Annotated in this window: 21 protein-coding genes; 12 read left to right on the top strand and 9 right to left on the bottom strand. The window is 41.3% G+C overall.

Translation table 11 applies throughout. From position 1 onward, the window contains the following. Positions 1–55: 55 nt before the first annotated feature. Positions 56–448, bottom strand: a complete 393-nt coding sequence (locus VK664_RS26675) for a MerC domain-containing protein (RefSeq protein WP_461401779.1) — start codon at positions 446–448, stop codon at positions 56–58. A 123-nt stretch (positions 449–571) separates the two neighbouring features. Here VK664_RS26675 and VK664_RS26670 point away from each other — a divergent pair, with 123 nt between their 5' ends. Beyond that, positions 572–1,222, top strand: coding sequence for an SCO family protein (locus VK664_RS26670; protein WP_461401778.1), 651 nt, complete (start codon positions 572–574; stop codon positions 1,220–1,222). Between the two features lie 24 nt (positions 1,223–1,246). Further along, positions 1,247–1,666 (top strand): Fur family transcriptional regulator, encoded by a 420-nt coding sequence (locus tag VK664_RS26665; RefSeq protein WP_461401777.1) that lies wholly within the window; start codon positions 1,247–1,249, stop codon positions 1,664–1,666. A 273-nt stretch (positions 1,667–1,939) separates the two neighbouring features. On the opposite strand, the gene VK664_RS26660 is transcribed toward VK664_RS26665, so the two are convergent. Together VK664_RS26660 and VK664_RS26655 are read right to left on the bottom strand one after the other, a co-directional pair. Beyond that, a complete protein-coding gene (locus VK664_RS26660) occupies positions 1,940–3,664 on the bottom strand; it encodes a M3 family oligoendopeptidase (protein ID WP_461401776.1) in 1,725 nt (574 codons plus the stop codon). A 120-nt stretch (positions 3,665–3,784) separates the two neighbouring features. After that, on the bottom strand, positions 3,785–4,477 hold the full coding sequence (locus VK664_RS26655; protein ID WP_461401775.1) for a DUF5606 family protein: 693 nt from the start codon (positions 4,475–4,477) through the stop codon (positions 3,785–3,787). 143 nt (positions 4,478–4,620) lie between these two features. Between VK664_RS26655 and VK664_RS26650 the strand changes: the two genes are divergently transcribed. The 5 genes from VK664_RS26650 (at position 4,621) to VK664_RS26630 (ending at position 7,131) form a co-directional block, all read left to right on the top strand. Continuing rightward, positions 4,621–5,193 carry an RNA polymerase sigma factor gene (locus tag VK664_RS26650; protein WP_461401774.1) on the top strand — a complete coding sequence of 191 codons (573 nt, stop codon included), beginning with the start codon at positions 4,621–4,623 and terminating at the stop codon, positions 5,191–5,193. A gap of 40 nt (positions 5,194–5,233) precedes the next feature. After that, on the top strand, positions 5,234–5,569 hold the full coding sequence (locus VK664_RS26645) for a hypothetical protein (protein ID WP_461401773.1): 336 nt from the start codon (positions 5,234–5,236) through the stop codon (positions 5,567–5,569). Beyond that, the gene (locus VK664_RS26640) at positions 5,569–6,084 is read left to right on the top strand and encodes a Spy/CpxP family protein refolding chaperone (protein WP_461401772.1); all 516 of its coding nucleotides are present in this window, start codon (positions 5,569–5,571) and stop codon (positions 6,082–6,084) included. Before VK664_RS26645 ends, VK664_RS26640 begins: the two co-directional genes overlap by 1 nt. 89 nt (positions 6,085–6,173) lie before the next feature. Next, entirely contained in the window at positions 6,174–6,578 is a 405-nt protein-coding gene (locus tag VK664_RS26635; protein ID WP_461401771.1) for a hypothetical protein, read from the top strand. A 277-nt stretch (positions 6,579–6,855) separates the two neighbouring features. Next, positions 6,856–7,131 carry a hypothetical protein gene (locus VK664_RS26630; protein ID WP_461401770.1) on the top strand — a complete coding sequence of 92 codons (276 nt, stop codon included), beginning with the start codon at positions 6,856–6,858 and terminating at the stop codon, positions 7,129–7,131. Between the two features lie 71 nt (positions 7,132–7,202). Here VK664_RS26630 and VK664_RS26625 read toward each other — a convergent pair whose 3' ends face one another. Continuing rightward, the gene (locus VK664_RS26625) at positions 7,203–7,859 is read right to left on the bottom strand and encodes a DsbA family protein (RefSeq protein ID WP_461401769.1); all 657 of its coding nucleotides are present in this window, start codon (positions 7,857–7,859) and stop codon (positions 7,203–7,205) included. A gap of 204 nt (positions 7,860–8,063) precedes the next feature. Here VK664_RS26625 and VK664_RS26620 point away from each other — a divergent pair, with 204 nt between their 5' ends. The 3 genes from VK664_RS26620 to VK664_RS26610 all read left to right on the top strand — a co-directional run bounded on the left by VK664_RS26620 (position 8,064) and on the right by VK664_RS26610 (position 13,061). Beyond that, the gene (locus VK664_RS26620; protein WP_461401768.1) at positions 8,064–9,713 is read left to right on the top strand and encodes an autotransporter outer membrane beta-barrel domain-containing protein; all 1,650 of its coding nucleotides are present in this window, start codon (positions 8,064–8,066) and stop codon (positions 9,711–9,713) included. 72 nt (positions 9,714–9,785) lie between these two features. Further along, positions 9,786–11,435, top strand: a complete 1,650-nt coding sequence (locus VK664_RS26615) for a hypothetical protein (RefSeq protein ID WP_461401767.1) — start codon at positions 9,786–9,788, stop codon at positions 11,433–11,435. A 57-nt stretch (positions 11,436–11,492) separates the two neighbouring features. After that, on the top strand, positions 11,493–13,061 hold the full coding sequence (locus VK664_RS26610; RefSeq protein ID WP_461401766.1) for a T9SS type A sorting domain-containing protein: 1,569 nt from the start codon (positions 11,493–11,495) through the stop codon (positions 13,059–13,061). Between the two features lie 166 nt (positions 13,062–13,227). Here VK664_RS26610 and VK664_RS26605 read toward each other — a convergent pair whose 3' ends face one another. From VK664_RS26605 to uvrB, 3 genes are all read right to left on the bottom strand, one after another. After that, on the bottom strand, positions 13,228–15,828 hold the full coding sequence (locus VK664_RS26605; RefSeq protein WP_461401765.1) for a hypothetical protein: 2,601 nt from the start codon (positions 15,826–15,828) through the stop codon (positions 13,228–13,230). Between the two features lie 334 nt (positions 15,829–16,162). Beyond that, the gene (polA, locus tag VK664_RS26600) at positions 16,163–19,018 is read right to left on the bottom strand and encodes a DNA polymerase I (protein WP_461401764.1); all 2,856 of its coding nucleotides are present in this window, start codon (positions 19,016–19,018) and stop codon (positions 16,163–16,165) included. 40 nt (positions 19,019–19,058) lie between these two features. Next, positions 19,059–21,098 carry an excinuclease ABC subunit UvrB gene (gene uvrB / locus VK664_RS26595; RefSeq protein ID WP_461401763.1) on the bottom strand — a complete coding sequence of 680 codons (2,040 nt, stop codon included), beginning with the start codon at positions 21,096–21,098 and terminating at the stop codon, positions 19,059–19,061. 554 nt (positions 21,099–21,652) lie between these two features. Here uvrB and VK664_RS26590 point away from each other — a divergent pair. Further along, entirely contained in the window at positions 21,653–22,219 is a 567-nt protein-coding gene (locus VK664_RS26590; protein ID WP_461401762.1) for a hypothetical protein, read from the top strand. Positions 22,220–22,295: 76 nt separating this feature from the next. Beyond that, positions 22,296–23,393, top strand: a complete 1,098-nt coding sequence (gene corA, locus VK664_RS26585; RefSeq protein ID WP_461401761.1) for a magnesium/cobalt transporter CorA — start codon at positions 22,296–22,298, stop codon at positions 23,391–23,393. Positions 23,394–23,402: 9 nt separating this feature from the next. Here the strand turns inward: corA and VK664_RS26580 are convergent, their stop codons facing one another. Further along, the gene (locus VK664_RS26580) at positions 23,403–23,909 is read right to left on the bottom strand and encodes a DUF2480 family protein (protein WP_461401760.1); all 507 of its coding nucleotides are present in this window, start codon (positions 23,907–23,909) and stop codon (positions 23,403–23,405) included. A 142-nt stretch (positions 23,910–24,051) separates the two neighbouring features. After that, the gene (locus tag VK664_RS26575; RefSeq protein WP_461401758.1) at positions 24,052–26,184 is read right to left on the bottom strand and encodes a peptidylprolyl isomerase; all 2,133 of its coding nucleotides are present in this window, start codon (positions 26,182–26,184) and stop codon (positions 24,052–24,054) included. Positions 26,185–26,779: the final 595 nt, after the last annotated feature.

The raw sequence follows: 26,779 nt of genomic DNA, 5'->3' as shown, positions 1-26,779 counted from the left end.
AAATAACACAGTTTGTGGCTTTTTGGTTGGGTTTTTTGAAATGTAAACAAATCTTTTAGTGATCGCAGTCTTCCTTGTGCGCATGGTCATGTATGCGGCAGGCCCGGTAATTCAACAAATGGGCAACAATAATAAACACCACGGCTATCGGTAAAAGCCAATACTCGAAATCGTGCCAAACCTGTTTTGCGAACAGGAAGCCAATACCAACAAGGAAAATAATAAGGGGAAAAAAGCTGTGATGGTGTTTCCTGAAGCCATGCAACAAGGAATAACTTCCGATACCAGCGGCAAGAAAGATCATAAAGTACTCGAAATTCATATTCTCTATAATATTTATCCCAAAAACCGGCAAACTGGTCAGCACAAGCGGCAACACTGCACAATGTATCGCACATGCTAATGAAGTGGCCACTCCCATTGCATCCCAGTTGAATCGAAAATTCATGACTGCAAATATAATCGAAATATCGCCACAACTGCAACTAAGTTGCAAATGATTTGTTAGTAGATTCGTTAAATGCACTTTTTATGCTGCAGGCACGTTGTAACTTTGCGCCAATAAACTGATATGAGTAAGAGATTTCTAGCATACATCGCCTTTTTCGCCGTCCTGGCGGTAGGATTTTATTTTGTGATGACCCGGATGATTCCTGGCTATGGAGATGTGAAACTGCCGGTTCAGAGCACTGTACGACCGTTTACCTTTATAAACCAGGACGGAAAACAGATCTCGGAAAGAGATGTTTATGGAAAAGTTTATCTCGCAGAGTTTTTCTTTACTACCTGCAAAAGTATCTGTCCTATCATGAACACGAATATGAAAGTTGTTTATGAGAAGTTCAGGAACGAACCCAATTTCGTGATTCTCTCCCATACCTGTGATCCGGCTACTGATAGTGTTGCACGAATAAAACAATATGCAGATTCACTACAAGTCGACACAAAAAAATGGTGGTTTTTAACAGGTCGCAAAGACAGTCTTTATACAGCAGCGAGAATGAGTTATTTGCTGGATGATCCTCAAAACAATGGCGGAAATATAGATCAGCAATTTCTTCACACTCAATTTATTGCCCTGGTTGATAAAAACGGAAAGGTCCGGAAAATTTATGATGGCTTAAAAAAAGACGAGCTGGCTGAGATAGACAAGGACGTTCCAAAGTTGCTGAAAGAGCCTACAACTGCAAAGAGGTTCGCGAACAACGTTTTTGGTAATTAATGATTTTTGTAACTTTAGGGAAGAATGGAATTCTTTATCGATGACATATTAAAAAAGAATCAGCTCAGTGTAACTGGTAGTCGTAAAAAAATTCTTGAACTTTTTTTACAGAGTAATGGTGCGCTTGCGCATTCAGATATTGAAAAAAAGACCGGCGAAAAATTTGACCGCGTTACTGTTTATCGAACCCTTCAGTCTTTCCTCGACAAGGGAATAATTCATACCATTCCAACCAGCGACAATTCCATTCGATATGCACTATGTAAGGATGATTGTAGCAAAGGCCATCATCATGATAATCATGTTCATTTCGTTTGCAACAAGTGCAGTAATACTATCTGCCTTGATCATGTAACGATTCCGCCTGTAAAACTTCCTACAGGTTTCAAAGCCACTGAATTCCAGATGATCGTTAATGGCATTTGTAAAAGCTGCCAGAATTAAGTTATTGTTATCGGGCAGCTGGTTCCCCATTTTGCCTTATCCGGGGAAGTTTTGAGGTTAACCAGAGGTTAACTATATGAATACAATCTTATTTAGAAAAGTTTAAAAATAGAAAGCCCCGATGTAGAAACACCGGGACTTTTGGTTAAGGCTCTGATTAGTAGCTATTTTGAAAGACTTAAAGTCTTAATTTATCTGATTGTTGAGAGACGTCTACAAAGATAATGGCTTGGATTTATAAATCTATACCACGTTAAGGGTATTTTTTTGCCACTAATTAACCGTATGATTATATTCATTTCTCACGAACTCTGTTAACTCCCTGATATGATCAGGAGAAAAATCGAACACCAGTCCCGCCGCTCTGTACAATTCAGGTAAGGTTTTAGTACCTCCCAGCTTTAGCGCTTTCATATAGTTGTCCAACGCTTTTTCCTTGTTGTTTTTGAACTGCATCCATAGCCCGATTGCACCCAGTTGTGCGATACCATATTCGATGTAGTAGAAAGGTACCTCAAATAAATGCAACTGTCTCTGCCAGCTTGATGCGCGGTAATTTTCAAGGCCTGAAAACTCTACTTCTGAGGATGAAAACTCTTCGAGGATCCTTATCCAGGCACTTGTGAGGTCATCCTGAGTATAATTTGGGTTCTCATAAATCCAATGTTGGAACTTATCAATTGTAGCTATCCAGGGGAAAATCGTAAGCACTCTTTCCAACTGGCGCTCTGTTGCTCTTTTGATGTCTTCAGGGTTATCAAGAAATACATCAAGATAATCCAAAGTAAAAAGTTCCATGGCCATACTGGCTACCTCGGCTATCTCCATTGGATATTCCTTGAACGAACTCAATTCAAGCGAATGGCTAAGAAAGGAATGAACAGCATGACCGCCCTCGTGAACCATCGTTGTTACATCGCTCATCTGGCCAGCGGCGTTCATAAAAATGAAAGGAGCCCCGGATTCTGCCAGCGGACAGTTATACCCACCCGGTGCTTTTCCCTTACGGCTGTCGAGATCGAGGTGCTTCATATCATGCATCTGCTTCAGGCAATCGGCAAAAAATGGCCGAAGCTTTGAGAAACAGGCAATAGTTTTTTCCAGTAACTCTTCGCCGGTTTTGAACGGTCTCAATGGCTCTATCCCTTCGGGCTGTGCTTCCAGATCCCAGGGTCTCAGGGTCTCCAGGCCAAGTTGTTTTTTCTTATTTTTATAAACGAGATCAACAAGCGGAAGAATATGCTTTTTCACTGATTCGTGAAACTGGTAACAATCTTCTTTTGAATAATCAAACCTTCCTAACTCCTTGAATTTATAATCGCGATAGTTCTGGAAGCCAGCATTTTTAGCGAGCAGATCGCGTTTTCCAACCAGCGTTGTGAAAAGATCGCCCAAAGGTTTTTGATCGACAAGCCTTCTTTCATTTATTTTCCTGTAAACCGATTCACGCAGCTTTCGGTCGTGACTTTCTAAGAATTTTGCCGCCTGCTGCAGTGTATATTCCTTGCCTTCAACTTCGATCGTTATCTTACCGGATATAACTCCATATTGTTGTTGTAAGACGCTTAGCTCGGCCTGGATCGGAATATTTTCTTCCCTGAAAAGTTCAATACTTTTTTTCACACTACGCAGGTAGGTAAAGTATTTCTCTTGTTCCAGTTTTGATGTCAGGGGGCTTTCAACCAATTTCCTGTTTAGCTTATCTGCATAAGGTTGAATCTTGGGTTGAATTTCAAGACAGAAATAATTAAATGCTTCTTCGAGCTGTTTGTTTTCTGTATCGCAGGTCATCTTTATCTGCCGCCAGCAGGCATCTTCGCTCAAAACAGCCTCCATTTCGCTAATGTCTTTCAACCAATGTTCGAGGTCGCCCGGTGTGCCAAGTTCTCTTTCCAGGAGATCTTTAAAATAAGGTTCCAGCATTTCCCAGTTAGTCACTACAAAATCATTCGGAAGAAAATGGCGCTCGAGTTTTTTTATTGTTGAGGTTTTTTCCATGTTTGAATTCAGTTCTGTATTACTGTATCATATAGAAACCCTCCTAAGCCAGAGGCTTCGGTATAGGTGGGCTTCGCCCTCCGAAGCCACTGGCTTAGGAGGGACCAATAATAACGTATTTTAGGATTTCTTCTTTGGAGCCGCCTTCTTTTTAACAGGCTCTTTGGATTCTGATTCTTTTCCGTCAGTTTCTTTCTTTGCTTTGGGTGCTGCTTTTTTCTTTGGAGCCTCATCTTCAGTTACCGGCTCTTTCTTGTCCTTTGCGGGAGCTTTTGTTGGGGCAGCTTTTGAGGGAGCCTCCTTTTCGGCTACATTGCTATCTTTAGCGGTATCTTTTGCTGACTTTTTTGCAGTAGGCTTTGCGATTGCCTGTTCATCAACCGGCTCTTCATTTCCTTCGTTCTGCTCCGTTGCATCATTTACCGGTGCTTCCGTCAATTTCAGTTCCACATCATTAGACTTTAGAACCTGCAGCCATTTAGCCATCTTTTTCAGATCGCTGGTGTATACTCTTTCGAAATCGATATCAGGGTAAACCGTTTCAAAGTATTTTTTTAAAACAGCAGCGTCTTTACCGTCTGGTATTTTTTCACTGCTTTTATCCATTGCCTGGAATATTTCAACCAGGTTTACATTATCACGAACCGTATATATTTCTATGCTTTCAAGATGTGAAAAGTTGTGGATCCGGCTGGATACAAATTTTGTAGATTTATCATCCAGTGAACGGACAATAGCGCCGTCATTTTTACTGCTTAGCAATTCATATAATCCCGGCATTCCTGTAACTGAAATTATTTTTCCGTATTCCATATTCCGTTTGTTTAAAAGGACGTGCAATATAATCGGATTTAGGCAAACTGCATTCCAAAAATTATTATTCGGGTCGTGGCCGCAGCACTCTGCAGCGATTCACATTTTTTACGTAATATCGTTTACAGTCAAAAACCTCGGCTTTGAATGAATGGATTTTAATCGGGCAGCTAAAGCAAGGTGATCAAACTGCTTTTAAAAAAATAGTCGAGGCCTGGCAGGATTTGGTCTATAATACAGCTATCGGGATCGTTCAGAATGCAGAAGATGCAGAAGATGTAGCCCAGGAGGTTTTCGTCCAGGTTTATGAGTCGATCCACCATTTTAAGGGTGAATCCAAGCTTTCAACCTGGCTTTACCGGATAACGATCAGCAAGTCGATGGATCACATCCGTCGGAAAAACCGGAAAAAAAGGTTCGCTTTTGTAAAAAATCTTTTTACCGACGATAATGAAGCTGTTGTGCATCCTCCTGATTTTAATCATCCAGGTGTGATTCTCGATAATAGGGAGAGGTCAGCGACCTTAATGAAAGCAGTGAATCAACTTGCTGACAATCAGCGAATTGCATTTACGCTTCACAAAATCGAAGGCCTTAGTTACCAGGAAATCAGTGAAGTAATGGAGACGACCGTATCATCTGTTGAGTCTTTAATGCACCGGGCCAAAAGCAATTTGAAGAAAACCCTGGAAAAATATTATCAGCAAGATCAATAGAACACAAGTTTTATTTTCTTTTCACGTCAAATTATAGTGTATGAAGCAAAATGATTCTATAGAATACCGTGTGGAAGAAACCATGAATAGCCTGGATGGCCTCCAAAAGGCAAGTCCCGGACCGTTTTTTTATACCCGTGTAATGGCGCGGATGGAAGATGAGCAGAAGAATCTGTGGGAAACAATTACCTCTTATATCACGAAACCTTTTGTGATTGCGGGTGTGATTTCTTTTGTCCTCTTGTTAAATGTTTCTGTTGTTTTCAGGGAATCAGGAACTTCAGCCGATTTGGCGGATCAGTCTGATATTTCGATGGTTGATGAGTACACAATAGCATCAACTTCCTTTTATGATTATTCAAACGCTGAACCCTGATGAATAGCAGTTCCAGAAGCAGAAGGCTGATAGTTATTATAATAATTCTGCTCTTAACAAACATTGCAATACTTGCCTTTTTTCTTTCGCCAAAATTAGGCAGGGGTAATAATCCAGGCGGCTCGAAGCCTGGTTACGGCATGGCCGAAACCCTGAAAAGAGAGGTAGGTCTCGACACTCAACAGGTGAGTGAACTAAATCAACTTCGTGAAGAACACTGGAAGAAGATGAAGCCCCTGTTTGAAGATCTTCAAAATACAAAAAATGAGTTTTATCTTCTGCTGAAATCACCTGAAACACCGGATTCGGTAGTTAATTCGGCAGCTTCTCAAATTGGTCAAAAACAAAAGCTGATCGATCTCCAGGTATTTCAACATTTTCGCAATTCCAGGTTGGTTTGTACTCCGGAGCAGAGGCCGAAATACGATTCGCTGGTGCAGATCATAATAAAAAGGATGTCCGGCTCATCACGGGGATCGAACAATCGGAAACGCGAAGGTCAAAACAATAAATAATACATTTAACACTACTCACCCGCAAGCCTAAGCGTAGACACGACGTCAAACATCTGTACTTAATTCATTCATTACTAAATGTTATATTGATGAAAGCAAAAATGAGCCTTCTGGCTATTTTCATGTTCGTTATTACCTGCATCACCTATGCGCAGGGTGGTAGCGGATTTCAAATGCCTTCCGCAGAAGAAAGAACTAAGACAACAATGGAAAAGCTTGCCGATCTGAAACTTGATAAGGATCAGACAACCAAGACTGATACCATTTTTGCCACATTTTATCGTGCACAGGCAAAAAGATTCGAAGAAATGAGAGCTGGCGGTGGAGAGATTGATCGTGATGCGATGAGAGCGGAAAATGAAAAGATGGTTACAGCAAGAGATGAGAAGCTGAAAAAATTGTGGACAGCGGATCAGTTTAAAAAGTTTAAAGATGAAATCGAACCAACGCTTCGTCAAAGACGCGGTGGTGGCGGTGGTGGTGCAAAACCATAATGTAGTTTTCTATGAATTTTTGAAAAAGGCTGTCTCAAAATGAGATAGCCTTTTTCTATTTTAACCCGAAGGCGATAGAGGACAAACAGTAGTTTAGAAAAATAAAGAAGATCGATCGGGGCACTGGTTATTTAAAAGTCTTTGGGTTTACTGGGTAAAATAATGCTCAAAGGCATTATATATAGGAGGCGTTGGGACTTTCGGGCTGCAGAGCTGGGTTATATCGAATGAATTGCAACAGGCACGATATTAGAGCTATAAAGACAAATTCGATGTTATGGAAAAAATAGAAAAACTTAAATTAATGGATAAAATTCTTCGTGAACTGGAGGATACTATTAACAGTGAAACTGCTCTTGTGAAAAAAATAGCACAATTGGAAGCGGAAAACATAAACCTGGGCGATACAAATCTTGCAAAGAAACTACCTGAGATTTTTGAGCAGATAGATAGCGCACTTGCATCAACCACAGAACTTCAGAATGAATATAGCGCCGCCCGCGATAAGTTTTCCAGTGATAATAAACTTGAGGAAGTTCCTGAAGTTTCTTAGGGCGTCGGTTAGCGACATCGCCTTGAGAAATTTCTTAGGCCAGTCGCTGGCAGCAGCACCAGCGGCTTTTTTTATTGGTCGCTCTGGTTACCTGTTGCCAGAACCTGCTTTATCCTGTTATCAATTGTATCAAAGTCTGTGTATCCTCTTGCAACCAGTTGAAACTTTGTGTCGGATGTCTGTACGAAAACTGCGGGAAAGCCACTAACCTGCAATTGTTTTACCAGGGCGAATTCATAATTCGCCATTTCTGCATATTCAGTGGAAGACAATTTCTTGTAAAACGCTTCGTGATCGATATGATATTTATCAAGCAGATGGCGATATGCTTCGTTATCGCAGAGATCCCGCCCCTCATAAAACAATGCAAATTGTAAATCCGCCATGAAAAAAACCTGGAGCGTGGGAAACATCTCCTTGAATATACACAGAGCAATAGCCGGTTTCCGTGAATCAGGGAACCAATCGCTATCATCCGTATTCAGAACATGCCAAAGATAATCGGAGCCAAAACTTATACCCGCCACCTTTTCAACCTGTTTATATGATTCAGCAACATAACCTGATGTTAAGCTGATATGTTTGGGGGGATTCCGGATTATCATTCCGCCTGATAACACTTCAACCGGAATACTTGTCCTATACTTCTCAGTAATTTTCCGCATCACCGGGCTGAAACCATAACACCATATGCAGTATGCGTCGTAGCAATAAATTAGCTGCTTCATGTAAATCAATTATGTAATGCAAATCAACTATGAAATATTTAAAATTGCTGGACAGGTTTTTAATAGATTTTTAATGTGTTTTAGTTGATTGACTAGGTGTTAATGTTTATTTGTCTTATTAGGGTAAACATTCATTGCAATTTTTGTGAATAACATGTGTTTATTGTTTGCGGAACCTAATTCCATATCCTTAAAACCCCAAAAATGACCTCAAATTTACTCCTTAAATCAAAATCCCTTTTTGTATTTCTCTTATTGTTGGGGACAGCCATGGTGGCAAACGCACAGCTGAAAATTGGTGACAATCCTACCAACATACAAAAGTCCTCTATTTTAGAACTGGAAAGTAGCAGGCAGGGTTTGCTTTTACCACGTTTGGCCGATACCGTTGCAATCAATACACTCACTCCACCGGATGGTATGATTATCTATCTCAATACTGATAAAAGCTTAAGACTTCGCAGTAACGGAGTGTGGAAAAAGATTGCCGATCTTTCTGAAGCTACTTCAAACTGGTCACTGGCTGGTAATAGCGGAACAAATCCTGCGAACCAGTTTATTGGTACAGTGGATGGACAACCGCTTGTTATCCGTACAGACAACACTGAGCGTTTAAGAATTGATGCTGCAGGCAATGTTGGAATTGGTACAAATAATCCCACTGCAAAGCTGAATGTTGACGGATCAGTGAAATTACAAAATCTTGCGGCCGGCACCTCTGAACTTGACGTACTTGTTCTAAATGCTGATGGTTCGGTTTATAAAAGAACTATGTCTTCTTCTTCCTTTGAAAATGCAATAAAAGCAATCAATGGCATTCAGAAACAAACATTAAGCTTCACTGCTGCGCCAAGCACAACAACCGATACCGTCGCAATAGAAAATCGTGCGGCAGACAGCACTATCGCTTTATATCTCCCTGTTCAGAACGGTTCAAGTGTGAACAAACCTTATGGCTTTCTTACATATGCTGACTGGCAAAAAATACAGAGCGCTATTCAAACTATTACCATCGGTGCGGTAGCTTCAGGTTCTAATGTTAATGGTGCTTCTATTGTAATAGACAGTACATCCCGCCAGATTATTCTTCATCCGGCTGATGCAACAAACCCTGGTATTGTAACAGCAGGAGCGCAGACTTTTGGCGGAGATAAAACCTTCAACAATAACGCTACTGTGAACGGTAGTCTTACTTTAAAAACAGTTGCAAATAACAGTAGTGCAGATTCAGTGCTTGTTATCAGCAACGGCTTGGTTGAAAAACGCCAGGTTAGTGCAGCGGCTTTCGGAAATGCAATCCGTAGTATTAACGGCAACCGTGATACCGCACAGGCTTTTGCTTTCACTAAAAGTGGCACTGATCTTAGCGTCAGCACAAATAATGATGACAGTGTTTTCATTAATGTTCCGGATGCAGCTGCTACAGCCCGTGGTGTGGTTAGTACAACGAGCCAGGCATTCGCTGGTACCAAGACATTTAAAGATAGCGTAGTTGCTAATAAAGCCATGCTTATAGGGTCAACCGGCAGCGCGAATTCAACAGTTCAGGTTGAAGGTTCAATTGCAATGGCAATCAAAACCGTCACAACAAATTATACTGCTGCTGCTACTGATAATACTATTCTTGCAAACACTAGTTCAGCACCTATTATCTTAACGCTCCCTAACCCTGGTACTTTTGCGGGCAGAATCTATACTATCAAAAAAATTGGAATCGGAGGTATCGACAACCAATTGACCATTACTCCTACAGCTGCTACAATTGACGGTGGAGCTAATTATATAATATACAATGACTGGACTTATGTAACATTACAAACAGACGGCAGCAACTGGTATATCATAAAAAAATAAGCTGAAATTATTTGACCTGAGTTGCTCTTTCTTTCCACTGGAATAAAAGAGCAACTTCGGTTTCAAACTTGTATGCTTAACGGATTCCCTATGAAGCCTTTTACCTGTTGGTTACTTACATCAATCACGATTTTATTAGGCACTTGCGTTACACAAGCTCAACAATTAAAACTGGGTACGAATCCTTATACAGTAAATAAATCTGCTGTCCTTGAACTGAGTTCAACAAACCAGGGTCTTTTACTTGTTCGGATCTCCGATACCAATTTGATCAACGTGATGGCTCCGCCAGATGGAATGCTCATTTACTTTACTCCAACCAAACAAATGTATGCTCGTTCAAACGGGTACTGGAAAGCGCTGACTTATGCTGAAAACATAACAAGTCAATGGCTGAAAACCGGCAACACGGGAATCAATAGCGCAACGGAGTTTCTTGGAACGTTGGATGATAAGGCACTTGTGTTAAGGTCTTTCAATAGCGCCTTTGCAGAATTTGGTCGCCGCCAGACGTTGGGACTCACACAGGCTTATACTGATTATGATAATAATAATGAACAGGTTTTCCATTTACGATCCGCTCTCCAATTTTATGCTCCCGGTGCAGAATTTTATAAACCAAAGATGTTTGTTGATGCAAATGGAAATTTTCGCATAAAAGGAAGCGCTGCAGGGACAGATTATTTTGAATTAGGGTCCACAGGTACCAGTAATAGTGGCGGGTTTGAGTTTATTATCGGGGATGATGGGGATGAAGCAATTGTGTTCAAAAGCTATGATTATGTCGAAGGAATGTCAGAGATGATGCGGCTTCAAAGTGGTCGCATGGCGGTAGGCTCTAACAGTTTCGATGTCACAAATCCGGAAAAGCTTCTTATTGATGCAGGCACTACCGAGTCTTTTAACCTGATGACTGGCAAAGGTTCAATAAATAATTATCTCCAGATCAACGTGCAGAACAGATCTGCGGGAAACACTGCAAGTTCTGATCTTGTAGCTACCTCCAATAATGGAACTGAAACTACAAATTTCGTTAACCTTGGAATTAATTCAAGTGGGTATTCAAATACCTCTTACCCTATTCTGAATGGAGCTAACAATGCATACTTGTATACAACAGGAAGTGATTTTGTGATTGGTAATGGAACGGCAGCAAAGACGCTGCGTTTCTTCACAGGTGGATTTGCTACTGCCAACGAGAGAATGCGGATAAGCGCCACGGGCCAGGTTGGAATCGGCACATTAGCTCCTTCAACCCTGATGCACATTAAAACCGGGGTTGCGAATGATGCCGGTTTAAGACTTGAAAATCTTACGAGCACTTCTACGATGACATCCGATGCCGCAGTGATTGGTGTGGATCCAACCGGCAAAGTAGTACGGACTAAAACTCCAACCTATTATAGCGGAACGGGTACAGCGGCGGTGAATGAAATAACAAAGGTCTGGGTTGCAGAAGTATCAAACACTGCAACCGGAATAATAACAGTAACAATACCGGCAAACATCGGTTTTGCCACTATTGTATCTGCCCAGGTAACCGCGAAAGGTGGTAGTGCAATAACTAACTATCCTGTAGCAACTATTGTCAGTAACTCTACCACTTCCATCGTGATTAAAGTACTTGAAAGTAAAACTACAGCTGCCTTGTCTTCGTCTGAGGGTTTCGAGTCTCACAACGATACAAATACAAAAGTGTATATCAGGTTAGAAGGGTATTGACAAATGCAAACGATAGCCAGACATACTGTTTTATTCTTCGGATTATTAATTGCGCTGGTGAAAACTTCCATAGCTCAACCAGGCTTCTATATTCCTAAGTCTGGGAAAATATTTTTTACAAGCGATTCCGCAACCATTTTTGCCAATGTATTTAATGACGGCCAGTTTGGTATTGGAAAAAATGCAACGGTTAACTTCAAAGGATTAACCTGGACCAACGATATTGCTTCTTCTATTACTGATGAAAGTTCTTTTGGAAACGGTGTTGCCGGCCAAGGCGGTCTTCTTCGTTTCCTTGTACCAGATACGAGGCTTACCGGCAATTTGCCATCACAACAATATCTTACAGGTGGTTATAACGCGGCTACCAGGACGGGGCCAATGTTTGCAAATCTTCAGATCAATAATCCATCCGGGTTGAGATTGATTGGCGGTTCCACTAAAATAATGCAACAGCTTGAATTCAAATCGGGGCATGTATTTACCAGCGATAATATCCTGGTTGTCGGGCATAATTTTCCAGGTGTTATTTCAGGTTATAATGAATCCAGGTTCGTAGTAACAGGTGGTAAAGTTGATGGTGGTATGTTGCTAAGAGAAAAAATTGAAAAGAAACATGGGCATGTTTCTTTCCCGGTGGGTTCAACTATAAATGGTTATTCCCCTGCTTCAATATATCTCAGATCAGATAATCCCGATGACTTCTATGTAGCAGTTTCCGATACTGTATTAAGAAACGCGATAACCGGAGCCCTGCTGAACGAATGGTCAGTAAATAAAACCTGGCAAACCGGTAAGTTATTAAGACCCGGCCAGGATGATGTGGAACTTTCGCTGCAACACCAGGTTTCGGAAGAAGGGTCGAAGTTTAACAGCTATCGTTTGTTGTCTTATATATCTCATTACAATTCGTCAGGATGGGACACTGGTCGTTTTAAGATTGCGCCCTCCGCGCCAGGAATAATTACAACCGGTCCCGGTATTTCAACAGCCGCGATGAACAGTCGTAGCTTTTCAGGTGAAATGGGTGCGCAGTCATACTTTACAAAAATTTCATTTGCCTTTGCTGACAGCGCCAGAACAAACCTGCTCGTTAATGGATTTCGTCTGAACTCAGAACTGGTAAAACTCGCGTGGACGACAAGACCAGAAATCAATATCAAATACTTTGTCGTGCAACGCAGATTTGATAACCAGGTAAACTGGAAGAGCGTTGACTCGATGGACTCAAAAGCAATTAATGGTTATAGCTTCTCTTATCTTAATTACACACTTAATGATCCGAACAAATACAGCGGCATTTCCTATTACCGTATCGTAATGATCGACTACCAGGGCAACCGCATGTATTCTGATATCATCGTTATTGATGGGCAGTCAAAACCAAGCAGGTTTGCTATCTGGCCTAACCCAAGCACAGGTAGGTTTATGGTGTCAATCGATAAACTACAGAAGATTAAAACTGTTGTGATCTGGAACGCAATAGGTCAACGTATCCGGGAAACAGATGTAACGGGTAAGGAGTTAGTGGAAATGTATCTTTATACGCCTGGCACATATATAATAGGATTCATCTCCGATAATAAACTGATAGAAAGCAGAAAGCTTGTGATAACAGGATGGTAGCATTTGTTGGCGATAATAGAATTTGTTGACCAGCAAACTTCTTAAACAATATTACAAAAGCAAAACTCCGGTGGCTGCCGGAGTTTTGCTTTTGTTTCAATATCTCTTTTTGATAGTTCTGTATAAGTTGTAATTGTTGCAGAATAAACAATCTTATATCAGTTATTTATCCTCTTTCCCCACGTCTTCCGCCAGGCGAACCGTTAGAGCGTTCAGCGGATCTGCCCTGTGAAGAACTTTCACGCTGTCTCATAGATGGTCCATTGTCAGATCTTCTCTGCACTTCGCGCATTTGTGGCTGCGACTGTCTCTCAGGTCTTGATTGAATCTGTCTCTCCGGCCTGGATTGAATTTGTCTTTCTGGTCGTGGCTGTGGCTGTGTTTGTAGAGAAGGCGATACAGGTCGGCTATTATTATTCTCCGGACGATTGCTGTTTAACCTTTCTCCTCTTTCAGGACGGCTTATTCTGCCTGGCATTTCGGTTTGATTATCGCCGTTTGTTCTGGGGCTGATATTACCGTTGTTACGATTGTTTCTGTTTGGATCGACGTTACGATTATTATTGGGATCACGGTTAGTATTGTTGTACCTGTTCCCATTGCTATTTGCCGGATTTACACGCTCCCTGTTCCCATTGTTATTGGGGGTTGCTCCCGGATTAATATTATTGTTACGACCATAGGGATCTGTTCTCCTGGCAGGATTATATTCCCTTACCGGCCTGTCAGTTCTATTTGATGGCCTGTTACCTATGTTTTCACGATTGTTATTGTCGCGGTTGTTATAGCGATTGTTATTGTTACTGTTATTATAACGATTATTATCATTCCGGTTATTGTAGTTATTACCGTTGTTATAACTACCAGGACGATTCGAACGATTGTTGTTAGACCAATCGCCGTTTCGGGTGAACCTGCTGCGAGTGTTATAGCTTATTCTTTGGTAATCACGGCTGATTAAACCGCTACGGTTACGGTATATATTTCCTGAATAATTCCTGTTTGCATAATTGTAGTTATGATTTCTATTGTAGTAGTAGTTATTTCGTCCATAGTAACTTCCGCCATAACGGGAAGGTGACCAGCAATAAGAAGGGCGGTAATAACGTGGTCCCCACCACCCTCCACCCCAATATCCCCATGGTTGATGGCCAATACCGATGTTGATATTAAACCAACCTGAACTGTAATGATAGCCTAAACCCCACCCCATCCATGGATTGTATCTTACATTAAAACCCCAGGTATATGGCCTGGCATAGTAATGCGTACCGAACCAGGGTCTGTAATAGAATCCTGTTCCATAAACTACCGTTGGACCGTAAACGAATGTATTAAGATAACCGGGGGTATAACCCATATACACATATTCGGGAGTAACATCATAGATATATACATACTTCATATGATAGACCGGATAGCTCGGAGGAATCAGAGCCACAGCATAAGGCCTTCTAACACTTACTACCCATGGACCGGTTGCGCGTGCTGATTCAAACCAAACACCGTTATCAACACTATAATAGCGCCCTTTCCATCTTATAACTGAAGCCGGAGTATTAACCGCATAGTCAAGATCTGTTCCATCAATATCTTCAAATTTCGGATCTCCATCATAGGCAACTTCGGCCTGTGCGCTGTTCCTGTCAACCTTTGCTGTTTGGGGAACAGCCGCTTCCTGTACGGCATCATTTGCGGCTTCGGTGCCAGCAACACTTGCAAGCACATGATCTTTCGGTGAACCCTCCGGTATTTTTGCAAAATCTGCCGGCAACTTATCTGCTGCGGTATATTCCCAATTGCCACTTAAGGTTTTTGAGTGATACCATCTGCCCGAAATCAAAACATAATAATTCTGTGAATCAACATCCATGAATATATCGTCACCTGAATTGGAAACAAATAACAATCCTGTGTTCTCAAGCGATGAAAATTTCGCCTCCCCACTCGATTGAATGAGTTCGGCAGGCTGGGTGCTGACTACTATCTTATAAATTACATTTTCATCTTTTTCTGCTTCCTGGTTTTCCTGGTTCTCTTTATTTTCCTGAGAAGTCTGGGCTTTTAATTGCTCTTCAATCTTTCTTAATTGAGTGGATACCGTTGTTGTCAAGCTATACGGACCTTTTGCGGAAGGAGCCATGTACCAATGTTTACCACCATGCAAATAAAAACTACCATCACTTTTTACAAGTGTAAACGGAGTATTGACTACTGCATCAACACCCCATTTATCATTATGTTGAATCTTAGGTTCGCCGTCAATAACAACCAGGATAGAAGGACTGGTACTATAAATAACCTTAGGTGCCTTGTTACTGATTTGTCCTGAAAGTTCCTTTTGTTGATTATTTAGTTCCAGCGAAGATTGAAGTTCGTTCAACGGTATTTCTATATCAAGAGCATTGCCATTGTTCTCCAGATCATTTCCCAGGCTTTCCAGGTTTTCGTCGCTTATATCGCCAGGTAATTTTATGGATGAAACCTTCATTGAAGCTATCTGAACCTGCTGGCCCTGGGTTGAAGTTACGGCTTCGAGCCAGGCAACACCAAAAACCGGATCTGTGCTTCCCTCTTTAGTGATGGATATAGCCGCGCTTGCCTTAAGTAAATTGTTATTGAAGCTTTCTGGTTGAAACTGGTATAACCTGATGGTGGAACCATCGGACCCTTTAATCACTTTAGGCCAGGCCTCCTGGGCCCGGGTTGCAAAACTGAAAAACAGCATGCTTAAAAGGGACAGCAGAATTGTAGATTTTATTTTCATACAGGCTTTTTTTATTTGACATCAAAGCTGAAAATTGTCACTCTGAAGATACTCTTTCAAGATGACGGTTCCTGTTATAGAGTTGCAAATAAAGGGCCGTTTCATCATTCTTTGCAATCTTTTAGCTACAGAATTAAAGCCGGGTTAAAACGTTGTACAAGTGTCATTTATGCACTTAATTAAATTCGAAACTGTCGACGGAATCAAAGTGGTGAGTGGTAAGTGGTGAGTTGAGTGATTTGATTAGATGAGATCAGATGATGAGTTATGAATGATGACATTGATTCACAGCAAACCTCTTTCATAACTCATAACTCATAATTCATAATTCTCTTTAATGCGCTTCGAGCCAATTCGTCCCTGCGCCGATTTCGGCTTCAACCGGTACATCATTTGGAAGAGGTAACGCCTGGCGCATACATTCAAGGATAATGGGTTTTACTATATCCACTTCTTCCTTTATCGCATCGAACACCAGTTCATCATGCACCTGTAGTATCATCTTTGTGCGAAACTTATTTTCTTTAAACACCTGGTGAATCTTAACCATTGCAAGCTTGATCATATCCGCTGCCGTGCCCTGTATAGGTGAATTGATAGCATTTCGCTCAGCGAATCCGCGGACGGTAAAGTTTGAAGAGTTGATATCTCTTAACCATCTCTTGCGGCCAACCAGCGTTTGAACATAACCGTGTTCCCTTGCAAAATTCACTGTATCGTCCATGTAACGCTGAATACCTGAAAATTGCTTTTTATAATTGTCGATGATTTCTTTCGCTTCCGTCCTGGAAATACCAAGATTGTCAGCAAGGCCAAAAGCACCCTGGCCATAAATAATTCCAAAGTTCACACTTTTGGCTTTGTACCTCATTTCTTTAACTACGTCCTTTTCCTCAACATTGTACACTTTCGCAGCCGTAGCAGTATGAATGTCTTTCCCTTGTTTAAAAGCTTCGCACATTGCCGGATCACCACTGATGGCGGCCACAATTCTTAATTCGATTTGTGAATAATCGGCTGATAACAATACATGATTTTCATCGCGTGGAATGAAGGCCTTCCTGATTTCGCGTCCGCGTTCTGTTCTAACGGGTATGTTCTGAAGATTGGGATTATTGCTTGAAAGTCTGCCTGTAACAGCAACCGCCTGCGCGTATGAAGTATGGACCCGGCCGGTTTTTCGGTTACGCAGCAACGGTAGTGAATCAACATAGGTGGACTTAAGCTTGGTAAGCTCTCTGAATGCCAGTATGTCTTCAACAATCTTATTCTGATGTGCAAGTTTTGATAACACATCTTCACCTGTTGCGTACTGACCCGTTTTTGTTTTTTTTGCTTTTGGATCGAGTTGAAGTTTTTCGAAAAGAACTTCACCAAGTTGTTTTGGCGAAGCAAGATTGAATCGCAGTCCGGCCTGAGCATAGACACTTTCTTCGCTTCTCTTTGCGTCTTTATCGAGCTCGAGAGAATAGACATTCAGAAAGTCAACATCGACTTTAATTCCTTCATACTCCATATCGGTAAGAACCGCCAGCAAAGGATTTTCGACTTCGTAAAAAACCTTTTCAACAACCTTTGTGGTAAGCAATGGTTGTAGTGCATGTTTTAATTGCAAAGTGATATCAGCATCTTCGGCAGCATAGTCCTTTATTTTTTCAATCTCGACATCACGCATGTTGCCCTGGCTTTTTCCTTTCTTGCCAATCAGGTCTTCAATCGGAACCGGGTCATAACCCAGGAATTGAGCACTTAACATATCCATGCTTCTTTTGCCATCCGGTTCAATTACATAATGCGCAAGCATAGTATCAAACCAGGAGCCTTTGAGTTCATAGCCATACCATTTTAATACAAGCATGTCATATTTGAGATTCTGTCCAATCCATTTAATGGAAGGATTCTCAAAAAGCCCTGCAAATTGTGCAAGAATTTGTTTTGTTGAGGCCTGATCAGCTGGTGTCGGAACATAATAGGCTTCACCGGGCTTAAACGAGAAACTCATCCCTACAAGTTCCGCGTCATTCGCATCGAGGTTATTCGTTTCAGTATCAAAGCAGATCTCAGTCTGGCCCATCAGGGCTTCAACAAATGCCGGTATGGCTTCGCCCTGGATAAGATGATACCGGTGTTCAGTATTATTAATATTCCGGGCTGCAACGAGGCTGGGTGGTGCATCGCCTTCGTTGATAATTTCAGCGATTGGATCCTGCGTTGGGGTAAAACTTTTGGGGGAAGCTTTGGCAGCGCCTTTAGCCGCCGGTACAGCGTTACCAAAAAGATCAGTTTGTACCCCTTCCGGCGCTGTGCCCGGACTGAGCTCTTCGCCAAGCAGTCTCTTTGCAACAGATTTGAATTCAAGCTCTGTAAAAACTTCGCGCAGTTCTTCCTTGTTCCAATCCTTTAATCTGAAATTTTCTTCATGAAATTCCACAGGCACATTGCAAATAATGGTAGCCAGTTTTTTTGACATGATTGCCGAGTCGGTACCCTTGCGAACCTTTTCTCCTAAAGCCCCTTTGATCTTATCTGCGTTTGCAAGTACATTTTCAAGTGTATTATATTCAGCCAGTAATTTTGCCGCGGTTTTTTCGCCCACACCGGGTATACCCGGTATATTATCCACGGCATCACCCATTAACCCAAGTATATCTATTACCTGCGAAACGTCTTTTATCCCCCATTTTTCGCAAACTTCCTTAACACCCAGGATTTCAGCATCTCCGCCCTGGTAACCAGGTTTGTAAATTTTTACCCGCTCATCCACCAGCTGTCCATAATCTTTGTCGGGTGTCACCATTAAAACCTCGTATCCTGCTTTTGCAGCCAGCTTGCTTAATGTTCCGATCACATCATCTGCCTCGAACCCATCCATCTCTACAACCGGGATATTGAAAGCCTTGATGATTCTTTTTATATCCGGTATGGCTTCGAGTATATCTTCCGGTGCTTCCTGGCGATTTGCCTTGTATTCAGTAAAATCTGTATGACGCTCTGTTGGCGCATGTGTATCAAAGCAAACAGCCATATGGCTAGGCTTCTGGTTGTTAATTAATTCAACCAGTGTATTTATAAATCCAAATTGTGCATTGGTATTACGTCCCTTTGATGTGAGTCTTGGATTGCGGATCAGGGCATAGTAGGCCCTGAAGATCAGAGCAAATGCATCAAGTAAAAACAGTTTTTTCTCCATTCGACGAAGGTAATAAGTTATGTGTGCTCTTTTTGTGTGCTTATTTTTTCATTGCTTCCAGCTTTTTCTGAAGCAGGAACATTTCATCTCTTAGCCTTGCAGCTTCCATAAAATCCAGATCCCGGGCGGCTTTTTCCATTTCTTTCCTGATCCTCACAATTCCTTTCTCAACCTGTGGTATAGTCTGATAGGTTTCCTGTTCTTCCGCCGCTACTGTTACCAGCTCTGCATCAGGCGCAACAGAATAGGGGTTCGCCGGATCATAGCCCTTGATATCAAGTACAGAAGTCTGCGCAAATACCTGCTCCTTGCTTTTTGTTACGGTGCGTGGGGTTATATTATGTTCTATATTATAAGCGACCTGTTTTTCGCGCCGCCTGGTAGTTTCATCAATAGTTTTCCGCATGCTATCTGTCATAACATCGGCATAAAAGATTACACGGCCATCCACATTACGGGCAGCCCTGCCCGATGTCTGTGTGAGTGATTTTTCGTTTCTGAGAAATCCTTCCTTGTCTGCGTCCAGTATTGCTACCAGCGACACTTCAGGCAGATCCAGTCCTTCCCTCAGCAGGTTCACACCAACCAGTACATCAATAACGCCTAAACGAAGTTCTCTCAGGATCTCTATACGCTCGAGGGTATCAACCTCGCTGTGAATATATTTTGATTTGATGTTAATCCGGTGAAGGTATTTATCCATCTCCTCGGCCATCCTTTTGGTGAGTGTTGTAACCAGAACCCTGTCTCCCTTTTTAACCGTCTTATCAATCTCATCCAGCAAGTCATCGATCTGGTTAACACTTGGCCTTATTTCAATTGGCGGATCCAGCAGGCCGGTCGGTCTTACCACCTGTTCAACAACAACACCACCTGTTTTTTCCAGTTCATAGTCGCCCGGTGTAGCCGATACATAAATAGTCTGGCTCAACATCGATTCAAATTCATGAAAATTCAACGGGCGGTTATCAAGTGCAGAGGGAAGACGGAATCCATAATCTACAAGTATCAGTTTACGGCTACGGTCTCCACCATACATTCCGCTTACCTGCGGTACTGTCTGATGGCTCTCATCGATAACGCACAAAAAGTCTTTCGGGAAATAGTCAAGCAGGCAGAATGGCCTTGACCCGGGTTTACGACGATCAAAAAATCGTGAATAGTTCTCAACGCCATTACAGAAACCGAGCTCACGGATCATCTCAACATCATAATTCACACGCTCACTGAGGCGCTGGGCTTCGATGAATTTGCCTGTACTTTTGAAATATGTAACCTGAAGCTGCATTTCGTCCTGGATCTCATACAAAACCTGCTGCAGCATATCTTTCGGAGCAAGATATAAATTAGCCGGAAATATAGCTGCATCTTCCATCTTCAACATTCGCTTATTCGTTTTCACATCGAAAGTTTCGATCTCTTCGATATCATCGCCGAAAAAAGTGATCCGGTATCCATAATCAACATAAGGAAGGTTGATATCAACCGTATCACCTTTAACCCGGAAGGTTCCGCGTTTAAATTCCTCGTGAGTTCTTGAATACAACGAATTGACCAATGAATGAAGAAAGCCCTGGCGGGAGAGTGTTTGTCCTTTTTTTATGCGGATGATTCCGTTTTCAAATTCGGCCGGATTACCGATACCGTAAATACAACTCACCGATGCAACCACAATAATGTCCCTTCGGCCACTTAATAATTGTGTTGTGGCCTGTAGCCTTAATTTGTCAAGCTCTTCGTTTATTGAAAGATCTTTTTCAATGTAGGTATCGCTTACCGGCATATAAGCTTCCGGTTGATAATAATCATAGTAGGAGACAAAATATCCTACTGCGTTATCGGGAAAAAATTGCTTGAACTCACCATATAACTGTGCAACCAGTGTTTTATTATGGGTAAGTACCAACGTTGGTTTCTGAACAGCCTGGATCACATTTGCGATCGTGAAGGTTTTTCCGGATCCCGTTACGCCAAGTAATGTCTGGTGCGCCTCTCCTTCATTAATTCCCTGGATAAGCTGTTGTATTGCCTGCGGTTGGTCACCCGCTGGTTGATATGGTGTATGAAGATTAAATGGCATAGTCTCTCAAAGTTAAAAAAGGTTCCTTTGCGTTGCTGATTCGCCCCTCACCCTTATAATAAATTTTGCATGTAATAATACGCTTTTCCATTGTGTGATTGCTGTGAAAAGAACTATAACAATTGTTGACAGGCTCTTGTTATCTACTTTTGAAAAGATTAGACCTGTTTTTAAAAACAATTACAAATATGATAAATTTAAAAATCATTATTGCCAGTACGAGACGGCCGTTAATGTTCCGTTTTTTACGAAATTTATTAAGGATGATAAATTTGTTGCCGGTGAAGACCAAATAGGATAGCGGACGGCTTATTTATTGAGCTTAAAAAGTGGTCCCACTCATTAAACGAAATGCGCAAGGTCGCGTCAATTAAGGGTTAACACCTACGCAAACGAATTGCGTAGATTATATAAATTTCGCATAATCGCGCCTTACCGGCGCTGTTATTATCCCCGATCCCCGACAGCCGGCAATCTGAATCCGCCAAAAAAATGTTTTCATGAGATCTCCTTTTGAATAAATCTTTCCCTTATATTCAATAAAAATTTTATTTATGAAAGCTTGTTTATTGGTTGCGGGATTGATGATTTCGTTGATTGGTTTCACTCAGGACAAATTTGTTCCGAATGTGAAAGGTGGAACAAAAATGCAGTATTTAGCCAATGTGAATGGCCAGGAAATCCCGGTAGGATTTAAAATTGATTCTATGGCTGCCGATTATCTCAAGATCGGGTGGAGCGTAGAAGGGTATGGGGAAGGAGCATGGATAATGAAACAAAAGTCTTTACAAAGTTCATCTGGCTCTGTCAGTGAAAATCCCGAACCAGGTGTAGATCTGGTCCTGCCAGACGACAAAGCTCAATTGATTATATCAAAGGATCAGTGGGGAACTGTTACAAAGGACAAAAAATTAAAACACAATAACGTTGAGTTTACGGTAGTTGGCTCTGCTGCCGACAACGATTTCAAAGTTGGAGACAAATCCGTTGATGTTATTTATCTTGAATCACCTGACAAAGCCAGTAAACTCTGGATCCTGAACAATGCTGCTTTGCCTTTAATGGTGAAGGTCGTAGGGAATATGGGCGGACCAGATCTTACGCTACTTAGCATTAACTAGACCAGACTAATTGCTTATATTATTTTCAAAGAAAAACGGGGCCTGTGCCCCGTTTTTCTTTTTTACCTTTATCCGTATGCAGCCTACCAAGTATTTGAAGTATCTGGCATTACCGGCTTTGTTCGGCACTGCCCGTACAAAAGAAATATTACATGTTAACCCGACTATCGTTCCCCTGCGTGAAGAAGCACAGGATGTTCAAACCTTTATCTATGATTATGACGCCACAACGCTCATAGAAAAAAAGGCCGAGCATGTTGAAAGTTGCTTCCAGTTTAAAGAAAGTGAGCGCATTACCTGGATTAACATTGACGGACTAAGAAAGTCTGAAGTTGAAGTGGTGTGTAATCATTATGGTATTCACCAACTGCTTATAGAAGACATCCTTAGTACAGGTCAAAGACCAAAAATGGATGAAGTGGAAGGAGTGATGTTTTGTTTGTTGAACATGTTATATTTCAATTCGGAGAAAAAAACAGTTGAAACAGAACAGATCAGTATTGCACTCGGTAAAGGCTTTGTCATATCGTTCCAGGAAGATGCAAGCCGTGATGTATTTGATCCGGTCCGGCACAGGCTTGCTATAGCCAACAGTAAGCTAAGACAACGGGGTGCCGATTATCTGAATTATACCATGCTTGATCTGATCGTTGATAACTATTACAACGTTATGGAGAAACTTGGAGATGAGATCGAAATCCTGGAAGGTGAGCTTATATACCGTAGCAACCCACAATCACTTGCAAGGATAAACCAGGTTAGAAAAGAATTAATAGTCCTGAAAAGGAACCTGGCGCCGGTCCGGGACCTGGTGAATGGGATAATAAGAAGTGAAAGTGATTTGCTGGAAGACCGGACCACCAAATATTTTAAAGATGTTTATGATCACATTGTCCAGGCTTATGACTTGAGTGAGAACTACCGCGATATCATGGTTTCAATGCAGGACCTGTACATTAACAATGTTAATCTGCGAATGAATGAAGTGATGAAGGTAATGGCTATAGTGACCTGTTTACTTGCACCGGCAACGGTAATTGGTGGAATATTCGGGATGAACTTTGAAACGATACCTTATATCCATAATAAATACGGTTTCTTTATTGCACTCACCACTATGCTTTTTATTCCTATCTGGATGTTGTTCGTATTTCGTAGACGAGGGTGGTTTTAAAGTTGAACACTATTTCCTTTTGAAAATAGGAACTGTACTACAAGGTTCTCCATACATGATACTCTTCACAACGGGTCTTAATTTCTTTGTTATGGCAAGATAAGCAAAGGGACCTAAATCAAGATCACCGCAACCTTTCACTACGATGCGTTTATCAGCAAACTCAGTGATATCGATGCTTTCTAAGTTTTTTTGAAAGATCTGGCGGATAGCGTCTTCAGCAGTACCAAAAAACACATCGCCTGCTACCGGTTGCAAATAAGAGGCAACCAGCATATATGCCCACATCGGGATAATTGCGTCGGCAGAGCAGGTTACGGTAACTGGTTTGCCCTGGTACACCGTCCAATCTGTGTTTTGAAGGGAAGCTCTGAAATCCTTTTCTTTTATGATCATTTCCATAAAAAGAAGTGGCTTCAGGTCAAATACAATAACCTTTTCCACCGGATAATAATTTTCCAGGTCTAAAGTAGTCAGAGCGCTCTGACCAACTTTATTTATAATTTCTTCATTCATGATTGACTACAAATTTACTGTTTTTTCAACGGAAGTCAACCATGGGGAAAGTTATGGAAATCAAAAAGAGCTGGTTCCATCTATGGCAAAAAAAATCCCGGCGCATCTCAGCAACCGGGAATTTTTTTATAGAATTTTATATTTAGAAGAATTTATAGCGCTCATCTTTGATTTCAGCGTTCTTTTTAATGATTTCCGGGATCATCCTGGCGGCGAAGGATTTTTGTTGTTGCTGAAGCATTTTCTGCTGCTGGCCAGCATCAAATCCAGGGTTAGGGACGGTAGACAAGTTATCAGTTCTCAATACAAATACACCAAGCTCACCGGCTACAGGTGCAGATATTTTGCCCTGAATTCCTTTAAAGAATGCAAGTCCGACTACCTTAAGTTCAGGGCCTATGTTTGGAATATTTGGTTGAGAAAAACGGACACTATCAGCTTTGCTTACCATCTGACCATTTGATTGGGCAACAGCTTCAAGTGTATTTGCAGTACCGATCTTTTTGATGATAATATCTGCTTTTTTATTGTTCCTGATTTTAGCTTCAATCAATGGTCTTGCTTTCTCGACCGGCATGGTTCCTTCTTCGTACACTGCCATTACAGCTGGTACCACATATTTATCTCCAACCATATAAGGTTGTTCGGCTACCTGGCCTGCTTTGGCATCAAATACCCATTTTACAAGCTCCCTGCTGTCTCCAAGTCCGAAGATGGTATAATCTAGTGGCTTGATATCAGCTGCAACAAATTTATTTACATTTTTCTTTTTTGCATTCGCTTCAAACTGTTTGCGGTCGCGACTCTCTGCAGCGAACTGAGAGGCCAGTCCCATCGCAGTGTTACGTGTAATATCACTAGCCAGGATAGGCTTCGAGAAGTATGCAATCTTATATCCTGTTTCAAAATTTTTCTGAGAAAGTACCTCTATATAATGGTAACCGGTATATTTGGAGTTTTCAACCCTGACCGTTTTTTTATCACCAGCATTTCCATAAAAAGCTGCTTCTGAAAATTCTTTACTAAGATCTCCGAACTGGGTCGAAGCAAATTCGTAAACACCACCAGTGTTTTTAGATCCTTCATCTTCGCTCAATTTAACAACCATCGAATCAAAAGAAGCACCCGAGTTGATAGCGGTAACAATACTGTCAATCAATTTTTTTGCAGCACTGTCTGTTCTGATAGCACCGGTTTGCGGTTCAGCTACCTTTATCAATATATGACGGACTTTTACACTATCCGGAACAATCCTTTTTCCAATCATTTTGGCTATAACATAGTTGCCTCCATCTAAATAAGGACCATATATCTGACCATCGGCAAGCGTACGCAGTGTATCTGCATTTACAACCTGCATCTTAGACTTTTGGATATAACCATCATAAAATTCTGTTTCACTTCCGTTACCCATCATAAATGCAGGTAAATCGGTCGCTGCAGCGAAATCATTTTTTAAAGCAGCAACCTGGCTGAAGATAGTAGCAGAATCTTCTTTATTTGGAGCAGCATCAAAAGACACATATTCTATGTTGCGGCTTTTTTCCTGTTTGAATGATTGCTTGCGCTCATTCACATACTGAGCTATTTCCTGGTCAGTTACTTTAATTGTAGAATCGGCAACTGTAGAATAAGGAACTGCTACGAAAGATATAGATGCAACCTGTGAACCATCTGCATTCATCTTTTCGACCATCCATTTCGGAACATAAGAACTATTACCCAGCAGGGTAAGGTATTTTTCTTTTATTCTTGCTTTCTCAAGAGATGGAATAAACTCACCCCAGAAGCTTGCATGTTGAGGAGTGCCTTTCTTAAGTGATTTAATAGCCTGGTAAGCAGCATCGGCATTATAGACACCAGTGTTAGGATCTGTAAACTGTTGTTGAATTTGTTGAGGAGGATTAGCTCCATACAACATATCTGTTAGTTCTTTATCTGAAACTGTAAGACCCAGCTTATCATATTCTTTGGCAAGAATAATATCTTCCACTGTTTCGTTCCAGATACCGTCACGGATCTGTTGACGCATCATGTCATTCACAGGATAATTCGCATTGCGGTATTGTTCTTCCATTATCTTAACCTTTTCTTCAAAAGGTTGAGCTTCGATTTTTTTTCCATTAACCTTACCTAATGTTGTAGAGTTGCCGCTGAAGATTCCGCGGCCGCCACCCTGGAAGGCATCTTGAGCAATAAAGGCGATCAGGGCTAAAGCAATCGCACCACTTACAATCCACGCGGCTTTGTCACGGATGTTTTGAATAATAGACATAACGGTTTAATCGTCTGATTTAATAAATAATGAAGGTTTGGCAAACGGACGGCAAAAATAGGGGAAAATTGGTTATGAACAAAGTGTGGAAAACCTGACGAAATAGCGATGAACTGCGGGTTACAGCTAAAAAAATTACCGTTTGCGAGCACAATATTTTAACAAATCCGGCGATACAGAAAAGCCTGTGAAACAACGATGTGAAAACATGATTAACAGTTACCGTTGATAAAAATAAATATCAGTGGAAAACCCGGGATATTTCTCCTTGATTCTGGTGGATAGTTGGCTGGTAAAATGAAGGTATATGGTTATCAACATTTCCGAGGTCAACAAAGTGCCATTTATTAGTTTTCATTGCACAGGCTTTTTTGGGAAATTTTCGCGGTTATTATACAATGAAATCTTTTTCAACACAAGTGGACAACCTTGAATTTTACTCAACCATACTGGCATTCAGGTTGTTAATAGGCTGTGGAAAATTGTTGATAAACAGGTAATTTTAGATTTTCCAAAACAGTGTAGGGGAAATTTATCCCCTAATTCACACCCGTAATAGTAATAGGTTTCTTTTATAAAATTATATAGTTAATAT

This window comes from Flavitalea sp., assembly GCF_035489435.1.
In the GTDB taxonomy this organism is placed as follows: Bacteria; Bacteroidota; Bacteroidia; order Chitinophagales; family Chitinophagaceae; genus DATHKG01.
This window is presented reverse-complemented; position numbering and strand designations above follow the sequence as displayed.

Coding starts and splice junctions, on each gene's coding strand:
- VK664_RS26645 (WP_461401773.1), top strand. CDS start 5,234: ATGAAGCAAAATGATTCTATAGAATACCGTGTGGAAGAAACCATGAAT.
- VK664_RS26575 (WP_461401758.1), bottom strand. CDS start 26,184: ATGTCTATTATTCAAAACATCCGTGACAAAGCCGCGTGGATTGTAAGT.
- VK664_RS26625 (WP_461401769.1), bottom strand. CDS start 7,859: ATGAAGCAGCTAATTTATTGCTACGACGCATACTGCATATGGTGTTAT.
- corA (WP_461401761.1), top strand. CDS start 22,296: ATGCAGCCTACCAAGTATTTGAAGTATCTGGCATTACCGGCTTTGTTC.
- VK664_RS26665 (WP_461401777.1), top strand. CDS start 1,247: ATGGAATTCTTTATCGATGACATATTAAAAAAGAATCAGCTCAGTGTA.
- VK664_RS26580 (WP_461401760.1), bottom strand. CDS start 23,909: ATGAATGAAGAAATTATAAATAAAGTTGGTCAGAGCGCTCTGACTACT.
- VK664_RS26660 (WP_461401776.1), bottom strand. CDS start 3,664: ATGGAAAAAACCTCAACAATAAAAAAACTCGAGCGCCATTTTCTTCCG.
- VK664_RS26655 (WP_461401775.1), bottom strand. CDS start 4,477: ATGGAATACGGAAAAATAATTTCAGTTACAGGAATGCCGGGATTATAT.
- polA (WP_461401764.1), bottom strand. CDS start 19,018: ATGGAGAAAAAACTGTTTTTACTTGATGCATTTGCTCTGATCTTCAGG.
- VK664_RS26640 (WP_461401772.1), top strand. CDS start 5,569: ATGAATAGCAGTTCCAGAAGCAGAAGGCTGATAGTTATTATAATAATT.
- VK664_RS26620 (WP_461401768.1), top strand. CDS start 8,064: ATGACCTCAAATTTACTCCTTAAATCAAAATCCCTTTTTGTATTTCTC.
- VK664_RS26590 (WP_461401762.1), top strand. CDS start 21,653: ATGAAAGCTTGTTTATTGGTTGCGGGATTGATGATTTCGTTGATTGGT.
- VK664_RS26670 (WP_461401778.1), top strand. CDS start 572: ATGAGTAAGAGATTTCTAGCATACATCGCCTTTTTCGCCGTCCTGGCG.
- VK664_RS26675 (WP_461401779.1), bottom strand. CDS start 448: ATGAATTTTCGATTCAACTGGGATGCAATGGGAGTGGCCACTTCATTA.
- VK664_RS26605 (WP_461401765.1), bottom strand. CDS start 15,828: ATGAAAATAAAATCTACAATTCTGCTGTCCCTTTTAAGCATGCTGTTT.
- VK664_RS26635 (WP_461401771.1), top strand. CDS start 6,174: ATGAAAGCAAAAATGAGCCTTCTGGCTATTTTCATGTTCGTTATTACC.
- VK664_RS26630 (WP_461401770.1), top strand. CDS start 6,856: ATGGAAAAAATAGAAAAACTTAAATTAATGGATAAAATTCTTCGTGAA.
- VK664_RS26615 (WP_461401767.1), top strand. CDS start 9,786: ATGCTTAACGGATTCCCTATGAAGCCTTTTACCTGTTGGTTACTTACA.
- uvrB (WP_461401763.1), bottom strand. CDS start 21,098: ATGCCATTTAATCTTCATACACCATATCAACCAGCGGGTGACCAACCG.